Source organism: Thauera sp. 2A1, from assembly GCF_009469595.2.
Classification (GTDB): domain Bacteria; phylum Pseudomonadota; class Gammaproteobacteria; order Burkholderiales; family Rhodocyclaceae; genus Thauera.
Genome location: NZ_SSXV01000027.1, coordinates 1 through 18,617 on the forward strand (window position 1 = coordinate 1; position 18,617 = coordinate 18,617).

General features: G+C 67.1%; 19 protein-coding genes. 7 read left to right on the forward strand and 12 right to left on the reverse strand.

The genetic code is table 11. From position 1 onward, the window contains the following. Window positions 1-252 precede the first annotated feature (252 nt). The 9 genes from GH664_RS19165 to GH664_RS19205 form a co-directional block, all read right to left on the reverse strand. Window positions 253-1,068, reverse strand: coding sequence for an NYN domain-containing protein (locus GH664_RS19165; RefSeq protein ID WP_153169674.1), 816 nt, complete (start codon window positions 1,066-1,068; stop codon window positions 253-255). A 73-nt stretch (window positions 1,069-1,141) separates the two neighbouring features. Next, window positions 1,142-1,420, reverse strand: a complete 279-nt coding sequence (locus GH664_RS19170; protein WP_153169675.1) for a Txe/YoeB family addiction module toxin — start codon at window positions 1,418-1,420, stop codon at window positions 1,142-1,144. After that, on the reverse strand, window positions 1,410-1,667 hold the full coding sequence (locus GH664_RS19175) for a type II toxin-antitoxin system Phd/YefM family antitoxin (protein WP_153169676.1): 258 nt from the start codon (window positions 1,665-1,667) through the stop codon (window positions 1,410-1,412). The genes GH664_RS19170 and GH664_RS19175 overlap by 11 nt, the downstream gene beginning before the upstream one ends. Before the next feature lie 181 nt (window positions 1,668-1,848). Next, window positions 1,849-2,190 carry a DUF86 domain-containing protein gene (locus tag GH664_RS19180; protein ID WP_153169677.1) on the reverse strand — a complete coding sequence of 114 codons (342 nt, stop codon included), beginning with the start codon at window positions 2,188-2,190 and terminating at the stop codon, window positions 1,849-1,851. Continuing rightward, window positions 2,180-2,590 (reverse strand): nucleotidyltransferase family protein, encoded by a 411-nt coding sequence (locus GH664_RS19185; RefSeq protein WP_228111625.1) that lies wholly within the window; start codon window positions 2,588-2,590, stop codon window positions 2,180-2,182. The genes GH664_RS19180 and GH664_RS19185 overlap by 11 nt, the downstream gene beginning before the upstream one ends. A gap of 12 nt (window positions 2,591-2,602) precedes the next feature. Beyond that, the gene (locus GH664_RS19190; RefSeq protein WP_153169678.1) at window positions 2,603-3,679 is read right to left on the reverse strand and encodes an FAD:protein FMN transferase; all 1,077 of its coding nucleotides are present in this window, start codon (window positions 3,677-3,679) and stop codon (window positions 2,603-2,605) included. After that, window positions 3,679-4,638 (reverse strand): glutathione synthase, encoded by a 960-nt coding sequence (gene gshB, locus GH664_RS19195; RefSeq protein WP_153169679.1) that lies wholly within the window; start codon window positions 4,636-4,638, stop codon window positions 3,679-3,681. Before gshB ends, GH664_RS19190 begins: the two co-directional genes overlap by 1 nt. A gap of 121 nt (window positions 4,639-4,759) precedes the next feature. Further along, a complete protein-coding gene (gene gshA / locus GH664_RS19200; protein WP_153169680.1) occupies window positions 4,760-6,049 on the reverse strand; it encodes a glutamate--cysteine ligase in 1,290 nt (429 codons plus the stop codon). A 169-nt stretch (window positions 6,050-6,218) separates the two neighbouring features. Beyond that, entirely contained in the window at window positions 6,219-6,680 is a 462-nt protein-coding gene (locus GH664_RS19205; protein WP_153169681.1) for an Lrp/AsnC family transcriptional regulator, read from the reverse strand. A 195-nt stretch (window positions 6,681-6,875) separates the two neighbouring features. On the opposite strand from GH664_RS19205, the gene putA reads away from it, so the two are divergent. The 6 genes from putA to GH664_RS19235 all read left to right on the forward strand — a co-directional run bounded on the left by putA (window position 6,876) and on the right by GH664_RS19235 (window position 15,756). Beyond that, on the forward strand, window positions 6,876-10,559 hold the full coding sequence (putA, locus tag GH664_RS19210; protein WP_228111626.1) for a trifunctional transcriptional regulator/proline dehydrogenase/L-glutamate gamma-semialdehyde dehydrogenase: 3,684 nt from the start codon (window positions 6,876-6,878) through the stop codon (window positions 10,557-10,559). 155 nt (window positions 10,560-10,714) lie between these two features. After that, entirely contained in the window at window positions 10,715-11,809 is a 1,095-nt protein-coding gene (locus tag GH664_RS19215; protein ID WP_153169683.1) for a branched-chain amino acid ABC transporter substrate-binding protein, read from the forward strand. 152 nt (window positions 11,810-11,961) lie between these two features. Continuing rightward, window positions 11,962-12,876, forward strand: coding sequence for a branched-chain amino acid ABC transporter permease LivH (locus GH664_RS19220; protein ID WP_153169684.1), 915 nt, complete (start codon window positions 11,962-11,964; stop codon window positions 12,874-12,876). Further along, window positions 12,876-14,192, forward strand: coding sequence for a high-affinity branched-chain amino acid ABC transporter permease LivM (gene livM / locus GH664_RS19225; protein ID WP_153169685.1), 1,317 nt, complete (start codon window positions 12,876-12,878; stop codon window positions 14,190-14,192). Before GH664_RS19220 ends, livM begins: the two co-directional genes overlap by 1 nt. After that, a complete protein-coding gene (locus GH664_RS19230) occupies window positions 14,189-15,043 on the forward strand; it encodes an ABC transporter ATP-binding protein (protein WP_153169686.1) in 855 nt (284 codons plus the stop codon). Before livM ends, GH664_RS19230 begins: the two co-directional genes overlap by 4 nt. Continuing rightward, window positions 15,043-15,756: an ABC transporter ATP-binding protein gene (locus GH664_RS19235; RefSeq protein WP_153169748.1), complete on the forward strand. Its 714-nt coding sequence runs from the start codon at window positions 15,043-15,045 to the stop codon at window positions 15,754-15,756. The genes GH664_RS19230 and GH664_RS19235 overlap by 1 nt, the downstream gene beginning before the upstream one ends. 155 nt (window positions 15,757-15,911) lie before the next feature. On the opposite strand, the gene GH664_RS19240 is transcribed toward GH664_RS19235, so the two are convergent. Further along, window positions 15,912-16,196 carry a type II toxin-antitoxin system RelE/ParE family toxin gene (locus GH664_RS19240; RefSeq protein ID WP_153169687.1) on the reverse strand — a complete coding sequence of 95 codons (285 nt, stop codon included), beginning with the start codon at window positions 16,194-16,196 and terminating at the stop codon, window positions 15,912-15,914. Window positions 16,197-16,210: 14 nt separating this feature from the next. Next, window positions 16,211-16,456 (reverse strand): CopG family ribbon-helix-helix protein, encoded by a 246-nt coding sequence (locus GH664_RS19245; protein ID WP_153169688.1) that lies wholly within the window; start codon window positions 16,454-16,456, stop codon window positions 16,211-16,213. 91 nt (window positions 16,457-16,547) lie between these two features. On the opposite strand from GH664_RS19245, the gene GH664_RS19250 reads away from it, so the two are divergent. Continuing rightward, window positions 16,548-17,450 (forward strand): DMT family transporter, encoded by a 903-nt coding sequence (locus tag GH664_RS19250; protein ID WP_153169689.1) that lies wholly within the window; start codon window positions 16,548-16,550, stop codon window positions 17,448-17,450. Between the two features lie 341 nt (window positions 17,451-17,791). Here the strand turns inward: GH664_RS19250 and GH664_RS19255 are convergent, their stop codons facing one another. Next, the gene (locus GH664_RS19255) at window positions 17,792-18,583 is read right to left on the reverse strand and encodes a DUF3750 domain-containing protein (RefSeq protein WP_153169690.1); all 792 of its coding nucleotides are present in this window, start codon (window positions 18,581-18,583) and stop codon (window positions 17,792-17,794) included. Window positions 18,584-18,617 lie beyond the last annotated feature (34 nt).

Consider the following 18,617-nt stretch of genomic DNA (forward strand, 5'->3'; position numbering starts at 1 on the left):
CTGATGAGGTTCTTGCAGACCCTGTAACTATGCAGAGCACACCACGCCCCAGTGCGGCCGTCGACCGAGCGAACAGCCATGCTGGGGGGTGCCCCTACGCATAGTTGAGAGCTATGCATAGGGGTCGGCAGTTCACGTTCGCGGGTTTGTGAACCTGACGTTCCCTCCCGCGTTAGCTCAAGGTCCCCTGTGCGAACGAATTGGCCGATCACAAGCTGCGCACCTCTCCCGTGCGCAGGCTCTTTCCGATCGCTAGGGCTTCTGCTTGGCCCGAATGTAGAGGATCTTGCTCGTGCCGCCAGGCGCCGTTCGTTCTTCGTGCACGAACAAGTCACTGCGACCACGCACCAGATCCGAAAGCTTCTTGAATCCGTAGAGTCTCGAGTCGAAATCAGGCTGGATCTTCTGAAGGTAGCTGCCGAACGTGCCCAGATGAGCCCAACCCGAGTCATCGGCGGACTTTTCGAGCGCTTCCATCAGGAAATCTTTGGGAAATGATGGGCGCTGGATATCCGCCTGCGAGCCCGTGGCACTCCCGGGCACTTCGACAGGCAATGAAGGCGCATTCGGTTGCGCGGCGGGGTCGACGGCGGCAACGGGCTTGCGGAGCACTTCGGTGAAGATGAACTTGTGGCACGCGTTGCGGAATGCCTCGGGGGTCTTCTGCTCGCCGAAGCCGTACACGACAAGGCCTTCTTCCCGCAGTCGCACGGCCAGGCCGGTGAAGTCGCTGTCGCTGGTGACGAGGCAAAAGCCATCGAATCGGCGCGTGTAGAGCAGATCCATGGCATCGATGATCATGGTGCTGTCGGTCGCGTTCTTCCCCGTCGTGTAGGCGAATTGCTGGACAGGCTTGATCGAATGGCGATTCAGCACCTTTTTCCACGATGCGCTGTTCGGTGACGTGAAATCGCCGTAGATCCGTTTGACGGTCGCTTCACCGAAGCGGGCGATTTCTTCGAGCAGGCCTTCGATCACGCCCGCCTGGGCGTTGTCGGCATCGATCAGTACGGCAAGACGCTTTGCCGGCTCCTCCGCCTCGACTCTGACGACCGTTTTCGGCTGCATCTCGACCTCATGTGTTTTGACTATGCAGAGAGTATAGCCAGGGAGCAAGGGAGCGGGGGGGTGCGACGCCGGATCAGTGGTAATGGTAACGGCAGGCAATGATTACCAAGGCGCTGTCATCGACGGTGTACACAAGCCGATGGGTGTCGTCGATTCGGCGGGACCAGAAGCCGGAGAGGTTTTCCTTCAGCGGTTCCGGCTTGCCGACCCCGTCGAAAGGATGACGCAGGCAGTCCTTGATCAGGGCACTGATGCGCTTCAGGGTCTTGCGATCCTGAGTTTGCCAGTATTCGTAATCTTCCCAGGCCGCCAGTGTCCAGGTCAGTCGAAGCAGTCGGCCCTCAGCCGGCATCGTCGAGGCCCTGCTCGATGGTCTTGCCCTGCTGGAATTGCGCGATGGAGCGCGCCAGATGCGCCGCGTTGGCGGGAGACCTCAGCAGATGCACCGTTTCCATCAGGCTGTTGAACGTGTCCAGCGACATCAGCACCGCATCGGGCGCGTCGCGACGGGCGATGACCGTGTAGTCGGCATCGTCAATGACCTGATCGATCACACCCTTGAGACTGTTTCTGACCTCGGAGAAATTCACGACACGCATGGCGAACACACCCTGAATTGAACAACAAGCGGTACAAGTCTAGTCCGTTCGCCAGTGCGTTGGCAATGCACGATGCGCCCTCGCCCGACCCGCTTCACGCGACGATCGGCTTCACATCGCCGATGACATGCAGCCGTGCGCGCAGCACTTGCTCGACATTGAAGCAGCGCATCACCAGGCGTCAGTCGTCGCCGGCAATGATCGCCCTCAACCGAGTCAGGAGAGCAGGCACCTCGACGGTCGCAGCAATCCAGAGGATGTCCTTGTCGACGTCGAAATAGGCGTGGATCAAACGATTACGCATCCCCGTCAGCGCCACCCAAGGAATTGATCGACAGGCATCCCGTGTTTCCGCCGTAACCTTGCTTGCTGCCTCGCCAATGATCTCGATTGCACGCACCAAGGCGAACAGGCGCATCTGGTCGGAATCGAGGGCGGATCGATCACAGCCGGATACGAACGCCTGCACGCTCTGGCAGGCGTCCACCATGTGCAGCAGCCGGACCCGATCCTCAGCCTGCATACTGGATCTCGGCGCTGCGAATGACTTCGTCCCTGAAGTGGCGCGACAGCTCAGCCGCCGTCCGTAGGTCTACCTTGTGCCCCATCATCCCGGAGAGCTCTATTTCGAGCGCCGAAATCCCCAGCAGGCCCGGCGTGTGCCCCTGCTCGAACTCCACCAGGAGGTCGACGTCACTATCAGGGCGCGCGCTGCCCTTCAATCGCGAGCCAAACAGTGCGAGACGCCGAATGTGGTTCTGACGACAGAATCCGGCGAGCGCGTCGTGGTCGAACATCAGCCGACTGGCCATATCGATAATGACGGTGATGGTTTTCGTTCGGAAATTATCGACCCAAATCCGCGATAAGTCAGTGCCCACAATATCCGACGCTTCCCCACTCACCCACGGCGGCGCTGTCACGCCCGGTACGCCTCAGTCAACGACGACGGGCTTGATGTCATCGCTGAACTGCAGCCGCGCGCGCAGCGCCTGCGTCACTTCGACGCGGCCGTCCTCCGCCACGCGCAGCGCGTGGTCGATGTTGAAGCGGCGGGTCATCGCGCGCCAGTGGTCGCCGGCGATGAAGGCGGGCTTGCTGGCGGCGTCCGACAGCGTGCCGACCGATTCCAGCGCCATGGCGCCGGTGATGCTTGCCGGCGTGACCAGCACGGTGAGCGAGTGCGTGCCGTGCGCGGGTTCGCCGGTGCGCGGGTCGAGCAAGTGGGAATAGCGACGGCCCGCCAGTTCGAAGAAGCGCTGGTAGTCGCCCGAGGTGCCGATGGCCTCGCCGTCGTACAGCGGCAGCGTGGCAATCGGCGGCTGGCCGGGGCGCGGGTCCTGGATGCCGATGCGCCAGGGCTGGCCGCCCTTGGTGCCGAGCGCCATGAGGTTGCCGCTGATGTTGATCAGCGCGTTGGCCACGCCCTGCGCGCGCAGGATGCTCGCCGCGCGGTCGAGCGCATAGCCTTTCGCGTAGCCGCCGAGGTCGAGCTGCACCGCCGGATTGCGGCTGGAGACGCGGTTGCCGTCGATGACCAGATCGGACATGCGTGGCCTCGCGGCGATCAGCGCCTGCACCTTGGCCGGGTCGGGCAGGCGCGGCACGAAGGTGTCGGTGTGGAAGCCCCACAGCTCGATGAGCTTGCCCAGCGCCGGGTCGAACAGCTCGTCGCCGGCGGCGGCGATGCGCTGTGCATCCTTCAGCATCGCCGCGAGCTCGTCGGACACGGTGGCGGTCTCGCCGCGGGCGATGGCGGCATTCAGCGCGGTGAGCTCGGACGGTTCCCACGCGTGGTAGGCGCGATGCAGGCGATCGAACTCGCGCAGCACCGCGCCGATGGCGGCATCGGCCTGCGCTTCATCCTCGCCGTACACCGCGACCGAGACCTGGGTGCCGAAGACGTAGGATTCGCGATGGAAGACCTGCGGACGCGAGCATCCCACCAACAGCATTGCCAGGCAGAGCAGCAGGAGGCCGGCAACCCGGCCGGCGGCGCTCGCGCCCCGCATCAGAGGCCGCAGGCCTGCTCGAGCTTGGTGATCACCAGCCCGGCGACGTCGAAGCCCTGCTGCTGGGCGATCTCGACCATGCAGGTGGGGCTGGTGACGTTGATCTCGGTGAGGTGGCCGCCGATCACGTCCAGCCCGACGATGAGCAGGCCGCGCGCCCAAAGGATCGGCGCGAGGTATTCGGCGATCTCGCGCTCGCGCGCGGTGAGCGGCATGGCCACGCCACGGCCTCCGGCGGCGAGGTTGCCGCGCGTCTCGCCGGCCTGCGGGATGCGTGCCAGCGAGAAAGGCACCACTTCGCCGCCGACGATCAGCACGCGCTTGTCGCCCTCGGAAATCTGCGGCAGGTAGCGCTGCGCCATGATCGTGCGCCGGCCTTCCTGGGTGAGCGTCTCGATGATGACGTTGCGGTTGGGGTCGTCACGGCGCACGCGGAAGATCTGGCTGCCGCCCATGCCGTCGAGCGGCTTCAGGATGACGTCGCCGAGCTCGTCGATGAAGGCCTGGATATCCACCGCGTCGCGCGCCACCAGCGAGGTGGCCATGAACTGCGGGAATTCGGTGATCGCCAGCTTCTCGGAGTGGTCGCGGATCGCGCGCGGGTTGTTGAATACCCGGGCGCCGGCCTGCATCGCGTCTTCCAGCAGCCAGGTGGCGGTGACGTATTCGAAATCGAAGGGCGGGTCCTGGCGCATCAGCACGGCGTCGAAGTCGGCGAGCGACATCGGCTGCTCGTCGCCCAGCGTCTCGTACCAGCGCTCGTCATCGGCCAGCGGGCGGATCGGCAATGCGCGCGCGATGACCGCGCCGTCGCGCCAGGTGAGCGCGCTGCGCTGCATCGTCCACACCGCGTGGCCGCGGGCGGCGGCGGCGCGCATCATGGCGATGCTCGAATCCTTGTAGGCCTTCAGCGCGTCGAGCGGGTCGAGGATGAAGGCGAGCTTGAGGGGACGGGTCATGGTCGAGGCGCGCAAAGGGTTCGGGGTTCGGGATTCGGGGTTCGGAAATCCTGCGTAGGAGCGGGCTTGACCGCGATCAGCGGCGTTCGGTCGCGGTCGAGCCCGCTCCTACGCGTGCATGTCAGGCGAGGGCATCTGCCGGCGCGGTTTCCTCGATCTCGACCGAGGCGGCGAGCAGCGCCAGGCGCGCCACCACGCCATATGCATAGAACCTGTTCGGCGCCGCATCCGGCCCCTGGGCGCTGTCGGGCAGCGTGCAGCAGGCGTCGAAGGCGAGCGGCTTGAAGTGCATGCCGGGCGCATTGAGGTTCTCGTCGCGGCCGCGCTCGGTGTGCACCCGGTAGAAGCCGCCCACCACGTAGTGGTCCATCATGTAGACGACCGGCTCGGCGACGCCATCCTCCACCGTCTCGAAGGTGTGCACGCCTTCCTGGATGATGACCTCCTGCACCTGCAGGCCTTCCTTCACGACCGCCATCTTGTTGCGCTGGCGACGGTTGAGGCCGATCACCTCGGAAGCGTCCTTCACCGTCATCACGCCCATGCCGTAGGTGCCGGCATCCGCCTTCACCACCACGAAGGGTGTGTCGGTGACGCCATATTCGGCGTACTTGGCGCGGATGCGGGTGAGCAGCTTATCGACTTCGGCCGCCAGGGCCTCCTCGCCGGTGCGCTCCTGGAAGTTGATCTGCTTGCACACGCCGAATTCAGGATTGATGCGCCACGGGTCGATGCCGATGGCGCCGGCAAAATCGCGCACCACGCGGTCGTAGCACTCAGCGTGCTTCGACTTGCGCCGCGAATGCCAGCCCGCATGCAGCGGCGGGATCAACCATTGCTCGTCCAGGCCCTGCAGCAGCGAGGGGATGCCGCCCGACAGGTCATTGTTCAGCAGCACCGCGCAAGGATCGAAGCCTTCCAGGCCGAGGCGGCTGCCGCTGCGCTTGAGCGGCTCCAGCGTCAGCGTGGCACCGTTCGCCAGTTCCAGCACGGTGGGCTCGGTGATGTCGGGCAGCAGGCTGCCGATGCGCACGTCCAGCCCGGTCAGGCGCAGGATGGACACCAGCTTGGCGACGTTCTGCAGGTAGAACTGGTTGCGGGTGTGGTTCTCCGGCACCAGCAGCAGCTTGCTGGCGTCGGGGCAGATGCGCTCGATCGCCGCCTGCGCCGCCTGCACGCAAAGCGGCATGAAGGCGTCGTTGAGGTTGTTGAAGCCGCCCGGGAACAGGTTCAAGTCGACCGGTGCGAGCTTGAAGCCGGAGTTGCGCAGGTCGGTGGAACCATAGAACGGCGGCGTGTGGTCCTGCCATTGCGTGCGGAACCACTTTTCGATGTCGGAGGCATTGTCGAGAAACTGCTTTTCCAGCTCCAGCAGCGGGCCGGTGAGCGCGGTGGTGAGGTGAGGGACCATGTCTTTTCCCGGGGAAACGCCATCGACGCGAACCGGCGATGGCAAGAAGGATTGGTTGGAATATTACACCAAAGGCCTGTTGCGCCTTCGCGTCTGCGGGCGCGCCAGAGCGTTTGCGCGGCCACGTCGGCGTCTCTTCCTGGGCCACTCTCGTCTTATTGCGGGCCGCTCATGACCGGGGCAGCGGCAGCTTGCGCTCGTCCTTGACCACTTCCATCACCACGTAGGTGTGCGTCTGGCGCACGCAGGGCAGCGCCGAGATGCGGTCGCCCATCACGCGCCGATACTCAGCGATGTCGCGCGTGCGCACCTTCAGCAGATAGTCGAAATCCCCGGCGATCATCAGGCAGGATTCGACCTCCGGAATGCGCCTCACGGCGTCGTTGAAGCGGCTCAGATCCTGCGCCGAGGTGCTCGACAGCAACACCTGCACCACCACCAGGTGGTCGACGCCCACTGCCTTCGGGTCCAGATCCGCGTGGTAGCCGCGGATCACGCCGTCCTTCTCCAGCCGCCGCATGCGCTCGGCGCACGGCGTCTTGGTGAGACCGACGCGTTGTGACAGTTCGACCACCGACAGCCGTGCGTCGTCCTGAAGCTCGCCCAGAATTTTCAGATCGATCCGGTCCATTGCACTGCAGCAGGCTTTCCGCCTGTGCCTCGAGGTAATTTCAGGAATTATGTCTGTATAAATGGCAATTTTGGCGCCATTAACTGCACTTGTTGGAGAAGAATTCCGCTCCGGGATCCGGCACATAGCGAGCCTGCCGCCCGCCCGTCCGAACCCTGTCGTGCCCCTGCCTCGGGCATGCAACGGAGCCGCACCATGAACAACAGCCTTTCCGCCGCCGCCCTGCCCGACAGCCCGCGCAGTCCGCTGCGCCAGCGCATCGATGCCGCCTGGCGCACGCCCGAACCGGAATGCGTGCCGCACCTGGTGGAGGCGGCGCGCCTGGACGAACGGCTGCAGGCGAAGGCGCGCGACATGGCGCGCAAGCTGGTCGTGGGCCTGCGCGCCACGCGCGCCCGCTCCAGCGGGGTCGACGCGCTGATGAAGGAATTCTCGCTGTCCAGCCAGGAGGGCGTGGCGCTGATGTGCCTCGCCGAGGCGCTGCTGCGCGTGCCCGACAAGGCCACCGCCGACCGCCTGATCCGCGACAAGCTTGCCGACGGCGACTGGCGCTCGCATATCGGCAACAGCCCGTCGCTGTTCGTCAATGCCGCGACCTGGGGCCTGCTGATCACCGGCCGGCTGGTGTCGACCAGCAGCGCCGAAGGGCTGGGCTCGGCGCTCACGCGGCTGGTGGCGCGCGGGGGCGAGCCGCTCATCCGCAAGGGCATGGACCTGGCGATGCGCATGCTGGGCGAGCAGTTCGTCACCGGCCGCACCATCGACGAGGCGCTCGAGCGCGGCCGCGCCCACGAGCAGCGAGGCTACCGCTACTCCTTCGACATGCTGGGCGAGGCGGCGATGACCGCCGCCGATGCCGAGCGCTACTTCCACGACTACGAGAGCGCGATCCACGCCATCGGCAAGGCGTCCGCCGGGCGCGGCGTGGTCGACGGCAACGGCATCTCGGTGAAGCTCTCCGCCCTGCATCCGCGCTACACCTGGGCGCAGCGCGAGCGCGTGTTCGCAGAGCTGCTGCCGAGGCTGAAGGCGCTGTGCGTGCAGGCAAAGAGCTACGACATCGGCCTCAACATCGACGCCGAGGAGGCCGACCGCCTCGACATCTCGCTCGACCTGCTGGAGGCGCTGGCACACGATCCGGCCCTCGGCGATTGGACGGGCCTGGGCTTCGTGGTGCAGGCCTACCAGAAGCGCGCACCTTGCGTGCTCGATTTCATCATCGAACTCGCGCAACGCAGCGGCCGGCGCATGATGATCCGCCTGGTGAAGGGCGCCTACTGGGATGCCGAGATCAAGCGCGCCCAGCTCGACGGCCTGGCGGGCTACCCGGTGTATACGCGCAAGGTGTACACGGATGTGTCCTACCTCGCCTGTGCGAAGAAGCTGCTCGCCGCGCGCGAGCTGATCTACCCGCAGTTCGCCACGCACAATGCGCACACGCTGGCAGCCATCTTCCAGCTTGGCGCCGACAGCACGCCCGACGGCGGCTGGCAGGCCGGCGACTACGAATTCCAGTGCCTGCACGGCATGGGCGAGCCGCTCTACGATCAGATCGTCGGCGACCCCGCCACCAAGCGCCTGGTGCGAATCTACGCGCCGGTGGGCAGCCACGAGACGCTACTGGCCTACCTGGTGCGCCGGCTGCTGGAGAACGGTGCCAACACCAGCTTCGTGAATCGCATCGTCGACGAGAACGTGCCGGTCGAGGAGCTGATTGCCGACCCGGTCGAGCAGGCGGCCCTGCTCGCCGGGGCGCCGCATCCCAGGATCCCGCTGCCATCCGGCATTCTCGGCGCTCGGCGGAACTCCGCCGGTCACGACCTCGCCAGCGAGCCGGTGCGCGCGCGCATCGCCGCCGCGCTGGCCGCCAGCCGCGCCACCGCCTTCGCCGCGGCACCGATGCTGGCGGCGGCGGTCGTGACCGGCGGCGAAGCGCTGCCGGTGACCAACCCCGCCGATCGCAGCGAGGAGGTCGGCAGCGTCATGGAAGCCGACACCGCCGCAGTGGACGCGGCCTGCGCCGCGGCCGCCGCTTCAGCCCGCGGCTGGGCGATGCGCCCGGCCAGCCAGCGCGCCGAGATGCTCGAGCGCGCCGCCGATCTCTTCGAAGGCGATGCCGACACGCTGCTGGCGCTGGCGATCCGCGAAGCCGGCAAGTCGTGGTCCAACGCGGTGGCGGAACTGCGTGAGGCGGTGGACTTCCTGCGTTACTACGCCGCGCAGGTGCGCGACTTCGATCCGGCCAGCCATCCGGCGCTGGGCCCGGTGCTGTGCATCAGCCCGTGGAACTTCCCGCTGGCGATCTTCAGCGGCCAGGTGGCGGCGGCGCTGGCGGCCGGCAACCCGGTGCTGGCCAAGCCCGCCGAGCAGACGCCGCTGATCGCCGCGCGCGCGGTGGCGCTGCTGCACCGGGCCGGCATCCCGGCCGACGTGCTGCAACTGCTGCCGGGCCGCGGCGAGACGGTGGGTGCCGCGCTGGTGGCGGATGCGCGCGTGCGCGGCGTGATGTTCACCGGCTCCACCGAGGTCGCCGGCCTCATCAACCGCACGCTGGCGCAGCGCGGCGGCAATGTCCCGCTGATCGCCGAGACCGGTGGCCAGAACGCGATGATCGTCGACTCCACCGCGCTGCCCGAGCAGGTGGTGGCTGACGTCGTCGCTTCGGCCTTCGATTCCGCCGGCCAGCGCTGCTCGGCGCTGCGCGTGCTGTGCCTGCAGCAGGACATCGCCGACCACACGCTGGCGATGCTGCGCGGCGCGCTCGACGAGCTGCGCGTCGGCAACCCGGCGGACGTGCGCATCGACATCGGCCCGGTGATCGACGCCGACGCGCAGCGCGGCCTCGAGGCCCACGTTTCCGCGATGCAGGCGAAGGGCGCACGCGTCACCCGACTGCCACTGCCCGCGGGCTGCGCAACGGGCACCTTCGTCGCGCCGACCATCATCGAGATCGGCAGCATGGCCGAACTCGGCCGCGAGCAGTTCGGCCCGATCCTGCACGTGCTGCGCTTTGCCGCGGGCGAGCTGCCCGCGCTGGTCGACACCATCAACGCCAGCGGCTACGGCCTGACGATGGGCGTACATACCCGCATCGACGAGACGATGGAGCAGATCCGCAGCCAGGCCCACGTCGGCAACCTTTACGTGAATCGCAACATCATCGGCGCAGTGGTGGGCGTGCAGCCTTTCGGCGGCGAGGGCCTGTCGGGCACCGGCCCCAAGGCCGGCGGCCCGCTCTACCTGCACCGGCTGGTGCAGCGCAGCCCCGGCGCGCAGTTGCAGGACGGCGCGCTGCGGGTGGAGCACGACAGCGAGCTGCCGCTGTTCGATGAGCTGGTGCAATGGCTGGACACCCACGGCCGCGCGCTGCTCGAAGGCGACGAGATCATTGTGCTGCGCGACCGCGCCGACGCCTGCCGCGCACGACGGCTGGCCGGCCTGCGCCTGGTGCTGCCCGGCCCCACCGGCGAGGACAACAACCTGCGCTTCGTGCCGCGCGGCCGGGTGGCCGGCGTGGCGGCGACGGCCGCAGGCTGCGTGCATCAGTTGCTGGCCGCGCTCGCCAGCGACAACCGCATCGTGTTCGACGACGGCGCGGTGACGCGCCGCGTGCAGGCTTCGCTGCCCGAGGCCATCCGCAGCCGCATCGATCTGAGCGCAAGCTGGTTCGACGCCGATTTCGGCGCGCTGCTGGTCGATGGCAGCGACACCGAGGCCGACGCCTGGCAGGCGCGTCTGGCGGCCCGCCCCGGCCCCATCCTGCCGCTGCTGCGCCCCGCGCCGGACTACGACCACGGCCGCCTGGTGCACGAGCGCAGCGTCAGCATCAATACCGCCGCCGCCGGCGGCAACGCCAGCCTGATGGCGATGGGCGCATGAGGCGCGCAGCTGCGGCCGGTTTGACCTGACGCACTGCGCGACGCGCTTTTTCGCTTACCTTACGCGGACGGGTACGCCCGCAAACGATGCACCACCCGCAACACCCCGATGCACCACCTGCAACACCCGATAACGACTCGATTCAGGAGACCCGAATGAAGAAGACCCTGCTTGCCACCGCCTGCCTCGCCCTCGGTACCCTCTCGAGCGCGGCCTGGGCGGATGTTGCCGTCGCCATCGCTGGCCCGATGACCGGCCAGTACGCCTCCGCCGGCGACCAGATCCGCAAGGGCGCGGAGATGGCTGTCGCCGACATCAACGCACGTGGCGGCGTGCTCGGCCAGAAGCTGAAGCTGGAGGTGGGCGACGACGCCTGCGATCCGAAGCAGGCGGTGTCGGTCGCCAACACCATGGTCAACAAGGGCATCGTCTTCATGCACGGCCACTGGTGCTCGAGCTCGACCATCCCGGCGTCGGACGTCTATGCCGAAGCCGACATCCCGATGGCCACCGTGTCCACCAACCCGCAGGTGACCGAGCGCGGCCTGAAGAACATCTTCCGCATCATGGGCCGCGACGACCAGCAGGGCCTGGTGGCCGGGAGCTACGTCGCCGAACACTTCAAGGGCAAGAAGGTCGCGGTGGTCGACGACAAGAGCGCCTACGGCAAGGGGCTGGCCGACGAGATCGCCAAGGCGATGACGGCCAAGGGCATGAAGCCCACCCTGCGCGAATCGATCACCGCCGGCGAGAAGGACTACTCGGGCATCGTCACCAAGCTCAAGCAGGCCGGCGTCGAAGTGCTGGCCTATGGCGGCTACCACACCGAAGTCGCGCTGATCCTGCGCCAGGCGCAGCAGGCCGGTCTCAAGCTCACGGTGATGGGCGGCGACACCATGACCAACTCCGAACTGGTGACTGCCGCCGGCCCCGCCGCCGACAACGTGATGTTCACGTTCTCGCCCGACCCACGCAAGAACCCGGATGCCGCGCCGGTGGTCGAGAAGTTCCGCGCCGCCAAGGTCGAGCCGGAAGGCTACGTGCTCTATGCCTATGCCGCGATGCAGTTGTTCGACCAGGCCGCCACCGCGGCCAAGAGCACGAAGTACAAGGACCTGGAGAAGGCGCTGCGCGGCGGCAACTTCAAGACGGTGATCGGCACGCTGTCCTTCGACGCCAAGGGCGACCAGAAGGCGCCCGGCTTCGTCGTGTATCGCTGGCAGGGCGGCAAGTACGACTACGCGAAGTAAAGGAATGTTGGCGGACTGAAGTCCGCCCTACAGCTAGGATCGTAGGGCGGGCTTCAGCCCGCCATCCGCGAACGTTCGGGGTTCGATGGCGGGCTGAAGCCCGCCCTACACCGTTCCCCCGCCTTGCCGGACCGACCACCACGGGAGACATCGTGGCCTACGCACTGCAACAACTGATCAACGGGCTGACGCTCGGCGCCATGTACGGCCTGATCGCCATCGGCTACACGATGGTGTACGGCATCATCGGCATGATCAACTTCGCCCACGGCGACATCTTCATGGTGAGTGCGTTCATCGCGGTCACCGCCTTCACGCTGCTGGCCGCCGCGGACGTGACGTCCGTGCCGCTGGCGCTCACCTTCGTGCTGATCGTGTCGATCTTCTTCACCTCGGCCTACGGCTGGGCGGTGGAGCGCACCGCCTACCGCCCGCTGCGCGGCTCGACGCGGCTGGCACCGCTCATTTCCGCGATCGGCATGTCGATCCTGCTGCAGAACACCGTACAGCTCACCCAGGGCGCGCGGGTGAAGCCGATCCCGCCGGTGATCCAGGGCGGCATCGAGCTGTGGAGCACGCCCGGCTTCACCGTGCAGATCGGCTGGAGCCAGGTGCTGATCATCGTCACAACCGTGGTGCTGATGTCGGCCTTCACCTGGATGATCACCCAGACGCCGTTCGGCCGGCAGCAGCGCGCCTGCGAGCAGGACCGCACGATGGCGGCGCTGCTGGGGGTGAACGTCGACCGCACGATCTCGCTCACCTTCATGCTGGGCGCGGCGCTGGCCGCGGTGGCCGGGGTGATGGTCACGGTGTATTACGGCGTGGTCGATTTCTTCATCGGCTTCCTCGCCGGCATCAAGGCCTTCACCGCCGCGGTGCTGGGCGGCATCGGCTCGCTGCCGGGGGCGATGCTGGGCGGATTGCTGATCGGACTGATCGAATCCTTCTGGGCCGCCTACCTGTCGGCCGAATACAAGGACGTGGCCACATTCGGCATCCTGTGCCTGGTGCTGATGCTGCGGCCTTCCGGCCTGCTCGGCCGGCCTGAAGTGGAGAAGGTGTGATGAGCGCCGTCGTCTTTGCGCGTCACGCGATGACGCCCGCCGAGCGCCTGCGCGACGCGAGCTGGGTGGCTTTCGTCGGCCTCATCCTGGGCATTCCGCTGGTCGGCCTCACCACCGTGGACGTGGGCGGCCGGCTGGCGATCGAGACCCGCTTCGGCGTGCTCGCCGCCGGGGTGGTGGCGGTGTTCTTCGGCCGCCTGCTGCTGCGCTGGGCGGTCGACCAGGCGCGCAACCGCAAGCTGGAGCGCGACCGCGCCAGCACCACGAGCGCCGCACAGCGCGCAAGTGGCACACAGAAGGTGGTGAGCACGCTCGGCTGGCTGATGCTGGGCGCTTCCATCGCGCTGCCGATCATGTTTTCCGACAACCGCTACGTGGTCGACACTGCCACCACGGTGCTGATCTACGTGATGCTGGGCTGGGGCCTGAACGTGGTGGTCGGCCTCGCCGGCCTGCTCGATCTGGGCTACGTGGCCTTCTATGCGGTGGGCGCCTACTCGTACGCGCTGCTGTCGACCCAGTTCGGCTGGAGCTTCTGGGAGGCGCTGCCGGTGTCGGGCGCGCTCGCGGCGAGCTTCGGCATCCTGCTCGGCTACCCCATCCTGCGCCTGCGCGGCGACTATCTGGCGATCGTCACGCTCGGCTTCGGCGAAATCGTCCGCATCATCCTGGTGAACTGGACCGAGCTGTCGGGCGGGCCGAACGGCATCAGCTCGATCCCGCGGCCGAGCTTCTTCGGCCTGGATTTCAGCCGCAGCGCGCCGGAAGGCCAGCAGACCTTCGCCGGCTTCTTCGGGCTGGATTTCTCGCCCATGCACCGGCTGATCTTCCTGTACTACCTGATCCTGGTGCTGGCGCTGCTCACCAACCTGTTCGTGTCGCGCCTGCGCAAGTTGCCCGTGGGTCGCGCCTGGGAAGCGCTGCGCGAGGACGAGATCGCCTGCCAGGCGATGGGCATGAACACCACCAACATCAAGCTGTCGGCGTTTGCCATCGGCGCCATGCTGGGCGGCTTCGCCGGCGTGTTCTTCGCCTCGCGCCAGGGCTTCATCTCGCCAGAGAGCTTCGTGTTCACCGAGTCGGCCATCGTCCTCGCCATCGTCGTGCTGGGTGGCATGGGCTCGCAGATGGGCGTGGTGCTGGCGGCGACGCTGCTGGTGCTGATCCCCGAGTTCGGCCGCAACTTCGCCGAATACCGCATGCTGCTGTTCGGCCTGGCGATGGTGCTGATCATGGTGTGGAGACCGGGCGGCCTGCTCGCCCATCGCGAACCGACGCTGCGCCTCGGCGTGGCGGGCAAGGAGGGCGCACGATGAGCAAGAACGCGAGCGGCACCCTGCTGTCGGTGCGCAACCTGACGATGCGCTTCGGTGGCCTCACCGCCATCGACGACCTGTCGCTGGAAGTGCCGGCGGGCAAGATCACCGGCATCATCGGCCCCAATGGCGCGGGCAAGACGACGCTGTTCAACTGCCTCACCGGTTTCTACAAGCCGACCACCGGCACCTTGCGCCTGGCCCACCCGACGCGCGGCGAGATCCGCCTGGAGGCGCTGGCCAGCCATCTCGTCGCACGCGACGCGCAGGTGGTGCGCACCTTCCAGAACATCCGCCTGTTCCCGAAGATGACAGTGCTGGAGAACCTGATCGTCGCCCAGCACAACGTGCTGCAGCGCGCGTCGAAGTTCTCCGTCGCCGGCATCTTCAAATTGCCCGGCTACCGCGAGGCGGAACGGCAGGCGATCGAGCGCGCGGCGATGTGGCTGGAGCGCCTGAAGCTCACCCACCTCGCGGATGACGCCGCGGGCGACCTGCCCTACGGCATCCAGCGCCGCATCGAGATCGCGCGCGCGCTGTGCGTCGATCCGGTGCTGCTGTGTCTGGACGAGCCGGCCGCCGGCCTCAATCCGCGCGAATCGGCCGAACTCAACGAGCTGCTGCTCTACCTGTGCGGCGAGCTGGGCATCGCCATCCTGCTCATCGAGCACGACATGAGCGTGGTGATGAACGTGTCCGACCACATCGGGGTGATCAGCTACGGGCGGAAGATCGCCGAAGGCACGCCGGAACAGGTGCAGCACGACCCGCAGGTGATCAAGGCCTACCTGGGCGAGGACGAGGAGGAAGACGAAAAGGCGAACGCAGTGACGGGAGGGGCCGCGGCATGATGCTCAAGATGGAGGGCGTGCACGCCCATTACGGCCACATCCACGCGCTGCGCGGCATCGACGTCGAGGTGCAGGTGGGCGAGATCGTCACCCTGATCGGTGCCAACGGCGCCGGCAAGTCGACGCTGATGATGAGCCTGTTCGGCAACCCCAAGGCCAGCGCGGGGCGCATCGTGTTCGACGGCGAGGACATCACCCGCGTGCACACGCACGAGATCGCCCGCCGCGGCATCGCGCTGGTGCCCGAAGGCCGGCGCATCTTCCCGCGCATGACGGTGGTCGAGAACCTGCAGATGGGCACCGCGCACGCCGACCCGGCCAACTACGCGGCCGACACCGCGCGCGTGTTCGCGATGTTCCCCATCCTGCAGGAGCGCCAGTCGCAGCGCGCCGGCACGCTGTCGGGCGGCGAGCAGCAGATGCTGGCGATCGGCCGCGCGTTGATGAGCCGGCCCAAGCTGCTGCTGCTCGACGAGCCCTCGCTGGGCCTCGCGCCGATCTACATCCGCAAGATCTTCCAGATCGTGAAGGAACTGAACCGCGACCACGGCATGACCATCCTGCTGGTGGAGCAGAACGCCAACCAGGCGCTGCGCGTGGCGCACCGCGGCTACGTGCTGCAGCACGGCGAGATCACGCTCGCCGGCACCGGCGCCGAACTGCTGGCGAGCCCGGAGGTGCGGGCGGCGTATCTGGAAGGGGGGCATGCCTGAGCGGTCGCTGCCTGGGTTGGTGATCGGGCGGGGTATCCGTTCCAAAGGCTGCGGAACTCGCCTTCGCTGCGCTCGGTGCTCGGACAGTCCTCGCCTTTTTCATGGATACCCCGCCCGATCCCCAGCGACTGCGGTTCGATACGGCAGGGACCCGTTTACCAACTCGCCGGCGGGCGCCGGGAAGTATGGAAAGCCCTCAGGATCTGAATTTGATCACCGACGACGCGGTACGGCACAAGGTAGCGCGTGCCGGGCACGACCAGCTCACGCGTGCCGGAAATGCGCCCCGGGCGGCCAACGGCAGGATGGTCGGCGAGGCTTGCAACCGAAGTCAGGACCCGGTCGACGACCTTGCCGGCCGCAACCGGGTCGTCACTCGCGATATATGAAGCCTCTTCGTCGAGATTGCGTAGTGCCGTTCTCAGCCACCTGATCCGCATTCACGCCCCCTCATTCACGCCCCCTCATTTACGCCCCACTTACGGGCCAGGGTGCGAACATCCTCGTCGCTGGCGAAATCGCCGGCTTCGGCTTCGCTCACGCCATTCTGGATCTCGCGCAATTGCCACTCATTCGTCTCGACGTATTCGCGAATCGCCTCTGCCGCCAGGAATGACCGGCTACGTTGCGTCGCATCGGCCAGCGCATCGAGGCGCTCCCTGACGTCCGGTTCGATACGAACCGTCATGGTGGTGGACATCGCCCCGCTCCATCTTGTGATCAGATGTACACACTCTAGCACAGCACATTTCGTGTACCCGCGCTCCCACTTTCTCGCTCACCTCCGATCAATGTCCCACTCCCCCCAACCTGCTCGCTGGCTCCCCTTCGTCGTCCTCGGCATCGGCCTCGCTGCCATCTCCTTCGGTGCCATCTTCGCCCGCCTCGCGCAGGCCGAAGGCGTCGGCTCGCTGGCCGTAGCCACCTGGCGGCTGGGTCTGGCTGCGCTGATCATCACGCCGGTCGCCTTACTGCAGTCGCGCCACGAACTGATAAGACTGACACGCAAGCAGATCGGCATGGCACTGGCGGCGGGTTTCTTCCTCGCGCTGCATTTCGCGACCTGGATCAGCTCGCTGGAATACACCTCGGTGGCCTCCAGCACCGCGCTGGTCACCACCAATCCGCTATGGATCGGGCTGGCCTCCTTCGTCCTCTTCCGCGAGGCGCCGACGAAGATGATGCTCGGCGGCATCGCGCTGTCCCTCGCCGGCAGCCTGTTCATCTTCTGGAGCGACAGCCAGACCGCCGGCGCCGGCAGCGATCCGATGCTCGGCAACCTGCTGGCGCTGGTCGGCAGCTGGTGCTTTTCCGCCTATCTGCTGATCGGCCGGCGGTTGCGCGCCGGGCTGGGGCTGCCGGCCTACATCTGGCTGGCCTATGGCGCCGCGGCGCTGTTCCTGTTCGCCGCCTGCGGCGCGGGCGGGGTGGAGCTGTTGGCGCATTCGAGCACGGCCTGGCTGGTGCTGGGCGCAATGGCGCTGGGACCCCAGTTGCTTGGCCACACCGCCTACAACTGGTCGTTGCGCTACGTGTCGGCCACGCTGGTCGCAGTCGTCACGCTGGGCGAGCCGGTGGGCAGCGCGCTGATGGCCTTCATCATCTTCGGCGAGCGCTTCGCGCCGCTGCAGTTCGTCGGCTTCAGCCTGCTGCTGGCGGGCATCTACCTGGCCGCGAAAGGGGAAAAAGGCTGAGTTCCGCACACCCACAGCCCCGATGGGATGAAATGCGCAAGAATGCAACCGCGCAGGAGCGGGCTCGACCGCGCCCCCCAGCCGCTCACCGCGCCCAACTGGACTGATCGCGCGGGAGTCGCCCGTCGGGATCGTTCACGGTGACGAAATTCCCGCCCTTGAGCTGTTCCACGACATCGCGCGTCTGCCTGCGGACGCGAAGCCGGCCTTCACCAGATGGAGGATCCGCTGCGCCTGCTGTGGGCCGCACGCGTCGACCTGATGCAGGTGCACAACCTGGTGGCCTGGCAGACGCGCCTCGCTACGCCGCGCGACTAGAAGACCGCCGGCCGCGGGCGTGATCAAGGGGTAGCGGCAGCAGCATCGTGCGATACCGTCGCATCGTCCATGCCCAGGCGCCCGACGAAGGGCAGGCGCAGGCCGGGATGATTGAAGTCGAGGCCGAAGCTGAGCCCCAGGATGTTGAATTCGATGCCCTCCTCCGGCCCCACGATGAGGCCGAGCATCCCGAGCAGCGTGGCCTGCACGCCGGCACCCGACGGCGACAGGCCGACGATCTCGCTCAGGGGGCGATAGTCCTTGCCGATCGCGTTGGCCGGCAGGTCGAGCCGCAGCGCGGGCACCTCGCGGCCGATGTGGGCGAGGAAGGTGTTGCTGTTGGGCCCGGGGTAGGTGCGATATTCGTAGGCATAGGGATAACGCTCGATCGCGGCCTCGATGTCGTCGATCATCGCCTCGACACCGCTGCCGCGATGGTCGACCAGCAGCGACGGCATGGCCCCGAACCACAGGCCGTCGGGCACCGCGCCATTGCGCCGCACGACCTTGCCGCCGCCCCAGCGCGTCACCTCGTAGCGGGTGTAGGCGGTTTCGCCCTGACGCTTCCAGATGAGCCACGGATGCACGGCGAAATGCCCGCGCCAGCCGTAGGTCTGGGCGGCATAGACCTGCACGATGGCGGTGTCGGCGAGCGCGGCCGGGTCGGGCGCGATGCCGGCCGAATGACGCGGCGCGGTGCGCCAGCTTTGCGGCTCGCCATGGCCGGCGCCCGGAGGATCCTTGGCCAGGCTGATGCCGAAGGACAGGGTCAGCAGGGCGATGAAGCCGAGCGTGAGGATTCGTGCTGTTTTCATGCGGACGACCCGGGAAAGTTTGGACAGCTCCGGT